The organism is Methylobacter sp. BBA5.1, from assembly GCF_000746145.1.
GTDB classification, from domain to species: Bacteria; Pseudomonadota; Gammaproteobacteria; order Methylococcales; family Methylomonadaceae; genus Methylobacter; species Methylobacter marinus.
This window is the reverse complement of the sequence record NZ_JQKS01000030.1, coordinates 17,749-30,996: the sequence shown is the minus strand read 5'-3', so window position 1 is coordinate 30,996 and position 13,248 is coordinate 17,749. Positions and strand designations below refer to the sequence as shown.

The following is a 13,248-nucleotide window of genomic DNA, read 5'->3' as shown; positions in this document are numbered from 1 at the left end:
TGAGATCCGGCGGGATCAGGTTAGCTTTTGGGTCAGGTCTTGCCTGATCAGTTCAAATTCCCTGTCGAAGTCATAACGGTTGCGCAGGGCGCTGCCGGCCAGGGTCAGCGACGATTTTTCGCCGTCCGGCCTGATGATCACCCAGAGCCGGCGCTGCGGCAGGTAGAACATGAAAAATACGCCGACGGAGAGCAGCAGACAGCCCGGAAATACCAGCCACTGGCCCGGCGAGCGCGTGACTTGCAGGCCGGTCGCCTCGATGTGCTTGAAGCTGTTCAGCGACACCAGAAACGGCGAGCCGTACTGATGGCTGACATTGAGGGCATTGACGGCATTCTCAAAGAAGCGCATGTCGAAATCGCTGACCGGCTGGTCGATATCGACGCCCTCCTGTTCCAGTATCGTCAGATACATATTTCTCAGGAACTGGTGCAGGACCGTGGCATACAGTTCGGCGACCTGTCGGCGCTGCTCTTCCGGCACCGATTTTTCAATCTGGGCCGAGATGCGCTCGTTGCCCCCGTCGATGAACTGCCGGCTGAGCGTGATCATGAAGTCGGCGACTTTTTGCTGTTCGGCGGCCGGCAGGCTTTGGCTGTTTTCGGTGGCCCGGGCCGTGGCCAGGGCCACCTGGTTGAGCCGGTCCGGATTGTGCAGCGCCGCCAGAAAATTCAGGAACCGGTCCGGGCGCTGTTCCGTGTCGGCCGGAATGAACCAGTATTGAAACGGTTCTGCCGGCGAGCGGCGCATGCCGCTGAGGTAGAAGGATTCGCCGTCCTGTTGCACGGGCTGCATGTAGTTGATGTATTCCTGCGCCGTGCCGTCGGCCTTGCGCAGCTTGAACTGGAAGCTGGGCCCGATATTGTGGAATTTCTTGACGCCGGTCGGGTCCGGATTGACGTTGAACGGGCGGAAGTCGACGATTTCCAGCGACAGCTCGCCGGACGCGGTTTTGATCGGATGCGCTTGCTTGACCGTCGCTTCGATTTCCCGCGCCTGGCCGCCCGTGCCGGTCAGCGGGTGCAGGGCCAGCTTCAGCTGCGAGCCGCCGTCGCCGAAGCTGTTCTGGTAAATCGTGTAGCCCTTGTAGCTGAATGGATGATTGACCGAAATGGTTTGTCTGACCGGCGCGCCTGAGTCCTCGTCGATAATGACCAGATCGCTCTCGAACGACTTGGGCTGGCCGCTTTCGTAATGCTCAATGCGGAAATCGTCGACGCGGATGGTAAACGGCAGTTTTTGCACCAGGTAGCCGTCCTTGAAGTCGATGAAGGCGATATTGGCGGCCTTGCCCTCGGTAATGTCGATATTGGCGCGGAAGGACAGGTTGTCGGCCGGCAGCGTGCTTTGCTCAGGCACTTCGCTGGCCGGAATCCGGCGCGTCTCGACAGCGATATCGCCGCGCATCTGGGCGATTTTCAACGGCACGTTGCCGTCCAGGAGCCCGCCGATGCAGATGATGACGATCGCGACATGCGTGAAAATATAGCCGAGACGGCTGCCGGCGCCTTTTTTGGCCGCGATCAGCTGGCCGTCCTGGGTGTCGAGCCGCTTGATCTTATAGTGTTTGTGTTTGAGCAGGGCGCCGACATAATCGCTGCTGGACCGGAGCGGTTGGGCGCTTTGCCATTGGGCATGATGGGCCAGGCGCTGCAGGGCGGTCCGGTGCGCATGCTCATGGAAATTGCGCATGTCCCTGAGCATGTGCGGGGTGTTGCGGTACACGCAGACGCTGGTCGACACCACCAGAAACGTCAGAATCGTTAAAAACCAGCTGGACGAGTAGACATCATACAGGTCCAGGGCCTTGAAGATCTCGAACCAGAACGGGCCAAATTTCAGCACATAATCGACGTAGGGCTGGTTCTGCTTCAGGACCGTGCCGATCACGGCGGCGATGGCCACGGCAACCAGCAGCGTGATGGCCAGGTTCATGGAGCCGAGAAAGCGGAAAAGAGTACGGGGCAGGGACGCGTTAACGGAAGACATTGATTTATAGGTTAACTATGACTATCCCGTTCTGAGGGATGTCGGGTAAATACTGAAAGATTCAAGCATTACAGGGTATTCATTGCTGGCCTGCTGCTTCGATAAAGCCCGGCGGCCGTTTCGGGTCGAATACCCTAAAGGGCACAAGTACCCATAGGGCATAAATGAATTCGACCCGGCTGCGATGATTTGATGAATATGAGAGTTGACTGCGTAATATCGGCTATTTCATCATCGAAATGCGATAGGAAACGGCTTTGATTTCATCATCGGTCATTTTCTTGGCGATCATGTGCATCATGTTTTCCGGATTATTGCTGCGGGCGCCGGCTTTAAAATCTTTCAGCGCCTTGATCAGGTAATCGGCATGCTGGGCCTTCAAGGCCGGAAATGCCGCCGGCTTGTTGCCTTCGCCGAAAGGGCCGTGGCAGGCGATACAGGCCGATACTTTCCGTTTCAGGTCGCCGTTGCGGTAAAGATCGCTGCCCTGGGCGATCAGAGTTTGCACGGGGTCTTCCTTGTTTTCGGTTTCCGAGACCGGTTGCTCCTCTTCATCGTCATCGTCCAGAACCGGCAGTTGGTTGGCCGAAACGCGTTTGGAGGCATAGTAGGCGGCAATGTCGGCGATGTCTTCATCGCTCAGGGGCATCGCCATCGGCGACATGACCGGGTCATTGCGCGTGCCGTCCCTGAAGTCCTTCAGCTGTCTTTCCAGATAAGAGGCATGTTGCTGTGCAAGCTTGGGGAATGTTGATACCATGCTGTTGCCGTCCTCTCCATGGCAGCCGGCACAGGCAGCCGCTTTTTCCTGTCCTGCCTTGATAGAGCCTTGGGCATGTGCGATATGTGTGGCGCCACCCGTAAACGCCAGAGCCATTGAAAGTGCCAGCAATTTTTTCTTCATCAGGTTCCCCTTCGAAATAAAGTCATCATTTATGGTAGCCTTTATAGTTATTGGTCGGCTACTTAACAGTCGAATTCTACTCTAATTAACAAGCTTAAGCGAGGCAACGATGAATCCCATCTATCACCAGGCAAAATTTATCAACAGTTCGCCGCACATGCGCAATGCGCCGGCCGACCAGGGCCTGGAAGTCGCCTTTGCGGGGCGCTCCAACGCGGGGAAATCGAGTGCGATCAATACCCTGACGCGGCAAAACGCGCTGGCGAGGATCAGTAAAACGCCGGGCAGGACGCAGATGCTCAATTTTTTTGAAATCAACGCCGGGCTGCGTTTCGTCGATTTGCCCGGTTACGGGTATGCCAAAGTGCCGGTGGACGTGAAGAAAAAGTGGCATGAGCTGATGGAGCATTATCTGATGCACCGCAAGTCGCTGTGCGGCATCATTCTGGTCATGGACGTGCGCCATCCCTTGACCGAGTTCGACCGGCAGATGATCGCCTGGTGCGAGCATGCCGGCCTGCCGTTGCATATCCTGCTGACCAAAGCCGACAAGCTGACTTACGGGGCCGCCAAAAATACGCTGTTGCAGGTCAAGAGAGAACTGAACGATGCCGGCTGTCCGCTGACGATCCAGCTTTTTTCGTCATTGAAGAAAACCGGTATCGATGAAGTGCATGAGGCATTGGATAATTTGTTCAGCCGCGCCGAACCCGATCAAAGCGGGATTTCGATCCCTTCCTGAGCCAACAGCAACTCGAAGCCGAGTGCCGGATATTTTTTCAGCAGGGCTTCATAAATAGCATCGAGCTCGGCATCGCTGCGGGTCGGTTCATGATGCGTAAGAAACAGTTTTTTCACCTGGGCATCGGCGGCCAGTTTGATGGCCGAATCATAAGTGCCATGCCCCCAGCCTTGCTTGGTCGCGTATTCTTCGCCGGTGTACGACGAGTCGACGATCAGCGCGTCCACATCCCGCATGGCGAGCGTGACTTCCTCGCGCTTGGCTTCAATAAACGACTGGAATTCCGGATATTCTTCATCGCATGCGCTGTAAATATTGACTTGCGGCTCGTAATCGCCGGTGAAAAACAGCGATTGCCCGTCGCAGTCAACCCGATAGCCGAAATTCAATACGGGATGGTTGAGCACAATCGGGGTGATCTTGGCGCGGCCGATGCAAGTCGGCTCGCCGGGCTTGATCGTGAAGTATTCAATGCCGGCATTCAGCTGGGCTTCGCGAATCGGAAAGAAACTGTATTGCAACTGCACGGAAAGGGCGCGGTGAATGCTCTCATTGGTGACCGGGTCCAGTCCGCCGTAGATGTTGATCTGGTTGTTCTTGATGAACATGGGCGTGAAGAACGGCAGGCCCTGGATGTGGTCCCAATGCGTATGGGTGATAAAGATATGCGCGGTAATGGGCATTTCCCGGTGCAGCGCCTGGGCCAGCGCGTGGATGCCGGTGCCGGCGTCGAGGATGATCAAATCATTGTCATCGGTTCTGATCTCTATGCAGGTCGTGTTGCCGCCGTATTTGACCGTATCGGGCCCCGGTGTCGGTATGGATCCTCTGACGCCCCAGAATTTAAATTTCATGGCTGTTTTTTAAAGGGCGATCAAGGAGCGGGCTTCTGTTCTTATCAGTTCCAGATCCCCTAAGGCATCAATCAGCGCAGTGAACGGCATCCCGAAACGCGTGTCGATGAAGTCGGGGAAAGGTTCGATTACGGCATTGCCGCCATCGCCCGACTGCATGTGTTTGCTGATTTGATTGGCGGCGAAAAGGCAGTCCCGCATCGGATTGTCGCTGTCGCCTGTGTCATGGTGATTGGCGATGGCATCGACCAGCAGTGCGGAAAGCTCCCATTTTTCCGCCAGTATTTTGCCTGCCTGGGCATGATCGAAACCGATGAATTCCAGTTCGGCCAGGTTCAGCGGCATATTCCGCTGCTTGCTTTTTTCCAGGACGGCTTTGAATTCGGCCGGCATAAATTCGGCCAATACGACTTTGCCGAAATCATGCAGCAGCCCGGCCACGAAACAGTCGCTGCATTCGGACAGCGGCAGACCCAGGCGCGCCGCCAGCATGCGGCTGACGGCCGCGGTCGTCAGCGAGTGCAGCAGGAAGTCATCGGTATTGAAGCCAGCCCGGTTCTTGTTATTGAGCATGCCCATCGCGGCGACGCCCAGCGCCAGGTTCTTTATCGTATTCAGGCCGAGATGCACGACCGCGCGTTGTATCGAACTGATTTTTTTCGGCAGACCGTAGAAGGACGAATTGATGGCCTTCAGGATTTTAATCGTCATAATCGGGTCGCATTCGATGACGCGCACGATTTCCTTGGCCGGTGCATTGAGATCGAAAGTGAGTTGAAGCACTCTCTGTACGCTTTTAGGAAAAGCGGGCATTTTTTCAACGAAAGCAATGAGTTTATCGTTTTCCGGTTGTGCCATTAAAAGATACGCTAAACAATATTTAATATTGAAATAGCATAACAGAGAAAATCGATTGTGGAATAGCGGTAAAAAGAAAGCCCCGAATACATGTGAATATATCGGGGCTTGAAAAGAAAATCAGCCAATAAATTAAGGGGGGAATTGACTGACTTGACGCCGTTTTAAGGCGTACGTCCATATGACGCAGATCAATTTAAAAAGTTCCGGCCAAATTTTAATTAATTAATGATATTGCGCGCGGGCGGTTTTTTACCATGTTTACCGTCAGCCGCGGCATTTGAATTCCTGGTCTGACGCGAGGCAATGGCCGATGCGGATAGTGCGAATACCCTCAAGGGGCACAAGTGAATTCGCACCTACAATTTAGCCGGCAAAGCATCTTTAATGCGCCTCATCCCAGTCCGGTAGGGTACGCATCGCGTACCTTTTGAGATGGCATTCACCGGAATCGCTGGCAAAGGTACGCGATGCGTACCCTACTGTATTTTTCAGGCAGGCTTGTCAATAACAAAACTCAATTTTCACAACAGTCGTTGCTTTCAAGTAATGGCTGACTGCCCCAGCCATCAAGGCATCTTTAATGCGCCTCATCCCAGTTGTTGCCGGTCCCGATATCGACGACCAGCGGCACGTTCAGATCAGCGGCCGAGCACATCTGTTTTCTGATCTCGGCCGTGCAGCTGTCCAGCTGGTCTTCGGCGATTTCAAATACCAGTTCGTCGTGCACCTGCATGACCATTTTGGCGTCGGGCTGTTTTTGTTGCAGCCAGCGATCGGTGAAGATCATCGCGCGTTTGATGATATCGGCGGCCGTGCCCTGCATCGGCGCGTTGATGGCCGTGCGTTCGGCATACTGGCGGCGCGCGGCGTTGCGCGATTTGATCTCGGGCAGATACAGGCGCCGGCCGAACAGGGTTTCCACGTAGCCCTGCTCACGCGCCAGGGCGCGGGTGTTGTCCATGTAATCCTTGACGCCCGGATAGCGGGCAAAATACAGGTCGATATAGGACTGCGCCTGGTTGCGCGACAAGCCGAGCTGCTGCGCCAGGCCGAACGAGGACATGCCGTAAATGAGTCCGAAATTGATCGCTTTGGCCGAGCGGCGCAGGTCGGGGGTGACCTGGTCGGGCGCCACGCCGAACACTTCGGCGGCCGTCGCGCGGTGCACGTCCTCGCCGGCGCTGAAGGCTTTCAGCAGGCCGGCGTCATTGGACAGGTGCGCCATGATACGCAGTTCGATCTGCGAGTAATCGGCCGCGACGATTTTATAGCCTGCGGGCGCGATAAACGCCTGGCGGATCTTGCGGCCTTCCTCGCTGCGGATCGGGATGTTCTGCAGGTTAGGATCCGTCGACGACAGGCGGCCAGTCGCGGTCACGGCCTGATGATAGGACGTATGGACGCGGCCGGTCTGGTCGTCGACCTGTTGCGGCAGTTTGTCGGTATAGGTCGACTTGAGTTTGCTCAGGCTGCGATATTCGAGAATTAGCTGGGGCAGCGGATAGGTCAGGGCCAGTTCCTGCAGCACCGATTCTTCGGTGGACGGCTGGCCTTTCGGCGTTTTCTTCAGTACGGGCAGCTTCTGCTGGTCATAGAGGATGTTCTGGATCTGCTGCGGCGAGCCGAGATTGAACGCACGTCCTGCCAGGTCATGGGCGCGCTGCTCCAGCGCGGCCATGTGACCGGCCAGTTCCAGGCTGTGCTGCGCCAGCATGGCGGTGTCGATCAGCACGCCGTTGCGTTCGATGCGCGCCAGCACGCTGATCAGCGGGATTTCGATTTCCGAGTACAGCTTCATCAGGGCTTGGTGCGGGGCCAGCTTCGCCATGAGCACCTGATGCAGTTTCAGCGTGATGTCGGCATCCTCGGCCGCATAAGGCGCGGCCTGTTCCAGCGGCACTTCCTGAAACGGGATCTGTTTCGCGCCCTTGCCGGCCACATCCTCGTAATGAATCGTGTCAATGCCCAGATATTCCTTGGCCAGGTCGTCCATGTTGTGTTTCGTGGCCGTGCTGTTCAGCACATATGACTCCAGCATCGTGTCGTGGGCGATGCCGCGCAGCGTGATGCCGTGGTTGGCCAGCACGTGTGCGTCATACTTCAGGTTCTGGCCCAGTTTGGCTTTATCCGGGTTCTCCAGCAGCGGGCGCAGGCGTTCCAGGACGGCGGCCCTGTCCAGCTGATCGGGGGCGCCGGGATAGTCGTGCGCCAGCGGCACGTAAGCGGCCTGACCCGGCGTGACGGCAAAGGAGACGCCGACGATCCGGGCCTTGCTGTAGTTCAGGTCGGTGGTTTCCGTGTCGAAGGCGAACAGCGGCGCCTGCTCGATCTGTTCCAGCCAGTGCTTGAACCGGTCCTCGGTAAGAACGGTTTCATAAACCGCGTCCGGGGCGGCCGGTTTCTGCTCCGGAACGGCGGGCATCTCGCTCTGGCTGTCGAGCAGTTTCAGCCACGATAAAAAGCCCAGCTCGGTCAGCAGCGTTTTCAGCTCGGCTTCGTCCACGGGCCGGCGTTTCAGGTCTTCCAGGCCGTAAGGCAGGTCCAGGTCGCATTTGATGGTCGTCAGCTGCTTCGATAGCGGCAGCTGGGCCAGGCTGGCGCGCAGGTTGTCGCCGATTTTGCCTTTGATCTGGTCGGCGCAGGCGATCAGGTTTTCCAGCGTTTCATATTGCTCCAGCCATTTGGCCGCCGTTTTGGGGCCGACCTTGGGCACGCCGGGAATGTTGTCGACGGTGTCTCCGATCAGGGCCAGGTAATCGACGATCTGTTCGGGCCTTACGCCGAATTTGTCGATGACGCCCTGAATGTCAAGCTTTACATTGGACATGGTGTTGTCCAGTGTGATGTGTTCGGTGACCAGCTGGGCCATATCCTTGTCGCCGGTCGAAATCACCACGTGAAATCCCTGTCCCTCGGCCAGTTGCGCAAGGCAGCCCATGATGTCGTCGGCTTCCACGCCGTTTTCGATGATCAATGGCAGGCCCATCGCCCGGATCAGATGATGCAGCGGTTCGATCTGCACGCGCAGGTCATCGGGCATGGCCGGCCTGTGCGCCTTGTATTGGTCATAGAGGTCATTGCGGAAGGTCTTGCCGGGCGCATCGAAAATGACGGTGATGTAATCGCTTTGATAATCGGCGATCAGCTTGCGCAGCATGTTCGAAACGCCGAGGATGGCATTGGTCGGCTCGCCTTTCGGATTGGTCAGCGGCGGGATGGCGTGGTAGGCGCGGAACAGGAACGAGGAGCCGTCGACGAGGATCAGGCGTTTTTGTGTGTCTTGGGGCATAGGTGCAGGTATTAAGTTTAAGAATACAATGCCGCGTGGGGCGCGGTTATTCGCCCCATGCGGCTACATTAGGTTTTACGCTTCACATCGACTATGTTAGGCAATTGATTGATTTTAGTCAGCACCTGGCTTAATTGATCGGTGTTTTCAATTTGAATGGTCAGGTTGAGATCCGCCGAGAAATCCGGGTGGGTGTTCAATAGCGCATTGGAAATATGAATTTTGGCCTGGGCCAGCACCTGCGACACGTCGTTTAACAGATTCTGCGCGCTAAAGGCATGGATAACAATCGGCACGGCGTGACTGGATTTTTGCGAGCTCCAGCTCACTTCGATCAGCTGGGACCGTTTTTCTGGACTTAAATGCTCGATATTCTCGCAATTTTTGCGATGCACGGTGATGCCTTTATTGTGCGAGATATAACCGATAATATCGTCGCCGTGAACCGGCTGGCAGCATTGCGCGAGCGTGGTCTGCACGTTATCGATACCGGCCACGGAAACGGCGGATTTGGCCGGCGATTTCTGTTGCCTGGCCTTGGCGGGCGGCGCTTCCAGTTCCGGGATCTTGAAAAATGCCGCCAGTTGGCGCGGGTTGATATCGCTGCGGCCGATCGCCTCGAGCAGCTTGTCGGTGTCGGGCTGCTTGAAATGCCTGGCCAGTTCTTCCAGATTGGCCATTTTCAGCCCCAGCTGCTGGTATTTTTTGTCCAGAATGGCTTTGCCGGTGGCGATGTTCTGCGCCTGCTGCTGGCTTTTAAACCAGCTTTTGACCCGGCTGATGGCACGCGATGATTTTAAATAGCCCAGGTTATGGTCTATCCAGTTGGGATTGGGGCCGCCTTCCTTGGCGGTCAGGATTTCCACCTGTTCGCCCGATCTCAGCGTATAGGTCAGCGGCACGATGCGGCCGTTGACTTTCGCGCCGCGGCAGCGATGACCTATTTCGCTGTGGATCGCATAGGCAAAATCCAGCGGCGTGGCGCCTTTGACCAGATCGATCAATTTGCCGGCCGGCGTCAGCACGTAGACGCGATCGCCGAACAGATCGTTGCGGAAGTTTTCGACCAGCGCCTCGTCGTTGTCTTTTTCTTCCAGCAGCTTACGCAGGGAGGCGATGCTTTTTTCAATGGCGGCATCGTGCCCGCCGCCTTCTTTGTAGGACCAGTGCGCGGCGACCCCGAGTTCGGCAAAGTTATGCATTTCACGCGTGCGGATCTGGACTTCGATGCGATTGCCGTTCGTATCGAGAATGACCGTGTGCAGGGATTGGTAGCCGTTTTCCTTGGGGTTGGTGATGTAATCGTCGAACTCCTTCGGGATCGTCTGCCAATGGCTGTGCACAAGGCCCAGAACGGTATAGCAATTGGACAGATTGTCGACGATCACGCGCACCGCCAGCAGGTCGTAAAGTTCCTCTATGTCCAGTTGCTTGCGCTGCATCTTTTTCCAGATGCTGTAAATATGCTTGGGGCGGCCGTAGATGTCAGCGTAAATACCGGCATCGGCCAGTGATTTTTGCAGCTGGGCGATAAAGCTGTTGATGCAGGTTTCCCGATGCACGCGCTTGCTGGCCAGGGAGGTGGCGATGCGGCGATAGATCTGCGGCTCCAGATAGCGGAACGCCATGTCTTCGAGTTCCCACTTTAACTGGTGGATGCCGAGGCGGTTGGCTAGCGGCGCATAAATATCCAGCGTCTCCCGGGAAATAAAATGCCGGACTTCATAGGATTCCCGAGACAGGTTGCGCAAGCGCTGGACGCGGTAAGCCAGTTTGATCAGCACGGCGCGCACGTCCTGGGTCATGGACAAGAGCATGCGGCGCAGGGTTTCGGCTTGGTTCGGCTGGCGGGCCATTTCCGGCGTGTAAACGGTCAGGGTATTGAGCCAGTTGACATCCTTGACCAGTGCCCCCACTGTGTCGCCGAACTGTTCGGAAATGTTGGGCCGGGGATTTAGATTCGCCAGGCGGGGATCGCTGAGTATCGCCGCCAGGATAGTTTTCAGGTCGATATTAAACGACATCAAAATACCGGCGACATCGACGCCCTTGGGGCGGTAATAGTGAGGATCATCAGGAATTTGCGCGACGATGGCCAGCGCCTGGTCAATCCGCGCCCTGTCCGGAGCGGAAAAACCGGTAAACAGCGGTTTGTTGGAATCGTTGTGTTTTTGCATCTAATGATTGTAAACGATTAGCAGAACTTGGCAATTATGATAGGTCAAGACGGGCAATGTAAGTTCTTTGGGACTGAATTGAAAATTTGTGACGTTATGAATAACGATTAAACCATAAAATCATTAAACTATCGTGTTCATATCGGTAATAGTACTCATTGATTTTGAGTCTGCAGTCGGGAAATAATTCCTTGACTCTAAGTCGGCAGGTAAATCAGTTTTTAATAAGCAAGGACAAAAAAACCATGAAAATTACTATATTCGGCAGCGGTTATGTGGGATTGGTGACAGGAACGTGTCTGGCGGAAGTCGGTAATGACGTTCTCTGTATGGATGTAGATGTAACAAAAATAGATAAACTCAAACAGGGCATCATTCCGATCTATGAACCGGGACTGGAAGCGATGGTTAGGGAGAATCAGGCCGAGGGACGGCTGAGATTTACCGCTGATGTCAAGGAAGCCGTGGATCACGGCCTGTTCCAATTCATCGCCGTCGGAACGCCGCCCGATGAAGACGGATCGGCCGATCTGCAATACGTGCTGGCGGTAGCGCGCAGCATTGCCGAGCACATGGACGGCTACCGGGTCATCGTCGACAAATCGACCGTGCCGGTCGGCACGGCGGATAAGGTCCGGTCCACGATAGAGAAAATATTGGACAACCGTGGCGTGGATCTGGAATTCGATGTGGTTTCAAATCCGGAATTTCTGAAAGAAGGCGCGGCGCTGGCTGATTTCATGAAACCCGACCGTATCGTCATCGGAACCGATAATCCCAGGACCGCGGAACTGCTTAAGGCGTTGTATGCGCCATTCAACCGCAGTTATGAACGCGTCATCAACATGGATATCCGCTCGGCGGAATTAACCAAATATGCCGCCAATGCCATGCTGGCGACAAAAATCAGTTTCATGAATGAACTGGCCAATCTGGCGGAACAGTTGGGCGCCGATATCGAACAGGTGAGGCAGGGAATAGGCTCCGACACCCGCATAGGCTACAGCTTTATTTATCCCGGCTGCGGCTACGGCGGCTCCTGTTTCCCGAAAGACGTCAAGGCGTTGGAAAGAACGGCGAAAGAGTGCGGCTATCACGCGGAACTGCTCAATGCCGTGGAGAATGTCAATAACCGTCAGAAGCACCGGTTGTTCGACAAGATCAGCCAGCACTATCAGGGCGCTTTAAGCGGCAAGACATTCGCCCTGTGGGGCCTGTCGTTCAAGCCCAACACCGATGACATGCGCGACGCGCCAAGCCGGGTCGTACTGGAATCCCTGCTTGAGGCCGGCGCGTCCGTCCAGGCTTATGACCCCGAGGCGATGGACGAAGCACGGCGGATCTATGGCGACAGGCAGGGGCTGAGCTATTGCGATTCGCCCAAGGATGTCCTGAGTCAGGCCGATGCCTTGGTTATTGTCACCGAATGGAAGCAATTCCGTAGCCCGGATTTTGAAGAATTGAGCCAGCAACTGCAGGATAAAGTTATTTTTGACGGACGTAATATGTATGAGCCGCAGCTGGTCAAGCGCAGCGGATTGCAATATTACGCAATCGGTCGATAAAGTCATGGGTGTCCTTGAAGACTGGTATTTTTGAAACTAACGTCTAAACTCATTCTAGAATAGTTGAGATTATTCTGGTTGGCGATAAGTTAGGACTATTCAAATTTCTTCAATTATTTAAGGACAGAACATGAAAAAATTATTGATAGCTTTATTTGCCACCCTTTGCGCAACCAATGTCAGTGCCGTTCCGGTCAATATCAACAGCGCCGATGCCACCACCATTTCGGAATCCCTTTCAGGCATCGGCCAGAAAAAAGCCGAAGCGATCGTCAAATACAGGACTGAGACAGGTCCGTTCAAAACGGTGGAAGACTTGGCCAATGTTGCCGGTATCGGTGAGAAAACTGTTCAAAGAATCAAAAGCGACATTCAGTTAAGCGATTCTGAAGCGGCAGCGCCAAAGAAGACGGCAAAAGCTGATAAGAAGCAGTAAATTTGGGGCTGTTAATAATATGTAAGGATTAAGACGGCATTGTCTTATGCATTATTGAATTAACGGCCACTTCCAGCAAACATTCTTAACCTTAGGGAAACTTTAGCTGCGGCAACCCGAAGTTAAAGTTTCCTTCCTCTAAAGCAACACTCATTCCTGCTGTTTTTTTTGCGCGCAACCTAAGGAATGGGCATAAAATAACTTCCTCAAGGAGTCGGAGGATTTTCCGGTGTAAGCGCGGATTTATCCGCGCAGTGCGAATAAATTCGCACCTACAATTTTCTGATTTATTCCATGCTCATTACTAATCAATGTCTGATGTTTACGCAGAGACAGATGGTTATGCCGTCTGCTGTGCCGGGCATGGGCGTTGTTCACCCTGGCCGGGTTTTAAATGCGGAAAGCGGTGGTGGGAGCGATGCCTACATCGC

At 54.9% G+C, this 13,248-nt stretch carries 9 protein-coding genes; 3 read left to right on the top strand and 6 right to left on the bottom strand.

Annotated features, from left to right (window positions below; genetic code table 11):
* Positions 1–15 precede the first annotated feature (15 nt).
* A complete protein-coding gene (locus EK22_RS17290) occupies positions 16–1,989 on the bottom strand; it encodes a cytochrome c biogenesis protein ResB (protein WP_036252991.1) in 1,974 nt (657 codons plus the stop codon).
* Between the two features lie 223 nt (positions 1,990–2,212).
* Positions 2,213–2,893 carry a c-type cytochrome gene (locus EK22_RS17285; RefSeq protein ID WP_036252989.1) on the bottom strand — a complete coding sequence of 227 codons (681 nt, stop codon included), beginning with the start codon at positions 2,891–2,893 and terminating at the stop codon, positions 2,213–2,215.
* A gap of 109 nt (positions 2,894–3,002) precedes the next feature.
* On the opposite strand from EK22_RS17285, the gene yihA reads away from it, so the two are divergent.
* Positions 3,003–3,635, top strand: coding sequence for a ribosome biogenesis GTP-binding protein YihA/YsxC (gene yihA / locus EK22_RS17280; protein WP_036252986.1), 633 nt, complete (start codon positions 3,003–3,005; stop codon positions 3,633–3,635).
* Here yihA and EK22_RS17275 read toward each other — a convergent pair.
* The 4 genes from EK22_RS17275 to EK22_RS17260 all read right to left on the bottom strand — a co-directional run bounded on the left by EK22_RS17275 (position 3,608) and on the right by EK22_RS17260 (position 10,816).
* Positions 3,608–4,489, bottom strand: coding sequence for an MBL fold metallo-hydrolase (locus EK22_RS17275; RefSeq protein ID WP_036252984.1), 882 nt, complete (start codon positions 4,487–4,489; stop codon positions 3,608–3,610). The two genes, yihA and EK22_RS17275, sit on opposite strands and share 28 nt — an antisense overlap.
* Positions 4,490–4,498: 9 nt before the next feature.
* Complete coding sequence (locus EK22_RS17270) at positions 4,499–5,347, bottom strand: HDOD domain-containing protein (protein WP_036252982.1); 849 nt, start codon at positions 5,345–5,347, stop codon at positions 4,499–4,501.
* A gap of 580 nt (positions 5,348–5,927) precedes the next feature.
* The gene (gene polA / locus EK22_RS17265) at positions 5,928–8,639 is read right to left on the bottom strand and encodes a DNA polymerase I (protein ID WP_036252981.1); all 2,712 of its coding nucleotides are present in this window, start codon (positions 8,637–8,639) and stop codon (positions 5,928–5,930) included.
* A 68-nt stretch (positions 8,640–8,707) separates the two neighbouring features.
* Positions 8,708–10,816 (bottom strand): RelA/SpoT family protein, encoded by a 2,109-nt coding sequence (locus EK22_RS17260; RefSeq protein ID WP_036252979.1) that lies wholly within the window; start codon positions 10,814–10,816, stop codon positions 8,708–8,710.
* Positions 10,817–11,061: 245 nt separating this feature from the next.
* On the opposite strand from EK22_RS17260, the gene EK22_RS17255 reads away from it, so the two are divergent.
* The gene (locus tag EK22_RS17255) at positions 11,062–12,381 is read left to right on the top strand and encodes a UDP-glucose dehydrogenase family protein (protein WP_036252977.1); all 1,320 of its coding nucleotides are present in this window, start codon (positions 11,062–11,064) and stop codon (positions 12,379–12,381) included.
* Between the two features lie 130 nt (positions 12,382–12,511).
* Positions 12,512–12,817 (top strand): ComEA family DNA-binding protein, encoded by a 306-nt coding sequence (locus EK22_RS17250; protein WP_036252975.1) that lies wholly within the window; start codon positions 12,512–12,514, stop codon positions 12,815–12,817.
* Positions 12,818–13,248: the final 431 nt, after the last annotated feature.

Excerpts from the sequence above, each read along its gene's own strand:
- EK22_RS17275 (WP_036252984.1), bottom strand. The coding sequence starts at position 4,489 with ATGAAATTTAAATTCTGGGGCGTCAGAGGATCCATACCGACACCGGGG.
- EK22_RS17285 (WP_036252989.1), bottom strand. The coding sequence starts at position 2,893 with ATGAAGAAAAAATTGCTGGCACTTTCAATGGCTCTGGCGTTTACGGGT.
- EK22_RS17290 (WP_036252991.1), bottom strand. The coding sequence starts at position 1,989 with ATGTCTTCCGTTAACGCGTCCCTGCCCCGTACTCTTTTCCGCTTTCTC.
- polA (WP_036252981.1), bottom strand. The coding sequence starts at position 8,639 with ATGCCCCAAGACACACAAAAACGCCTGATCCTCGTCGACGGCTCCTCG.
- EK22_RS17260 (WP_036252979.1), bottom strand. The coding sequence starts at position 10,816 with ATGCAAAAACACAACGATTCCAACAAACCGCTGTTTACCGGTTTTTCC.
- yihA (WP_036252986.1), top strand. The coding sequence starts at position 3,003 with ATGAATCCCATCTATCACCAGGCAAAATTTATCAACAGTTCGCCGCAC.
- EK22_RS17270 (WP_036252982.1), bottom strand. The coding sequence starts at position 5,347 with ATGGCACAACCGGAAAACGATAAACTCATTGCTTTCGTTGAAAAAATG.
- EK22_RS17255 (WP_036252977.1), top strand. The coding sequence starts at position 11,062 with ATGAAAATTACTATATTCGGCAGCGGTTATGTGGGATTGGTGACAGGA.
- EK22_RS17250 (WP_036252975.1), top strand. The coding sequence starts at position 12,512 with ATGAAAAAATTATTGATAGCTTTATTTGCCACCCTTTGCGCAACCAAT.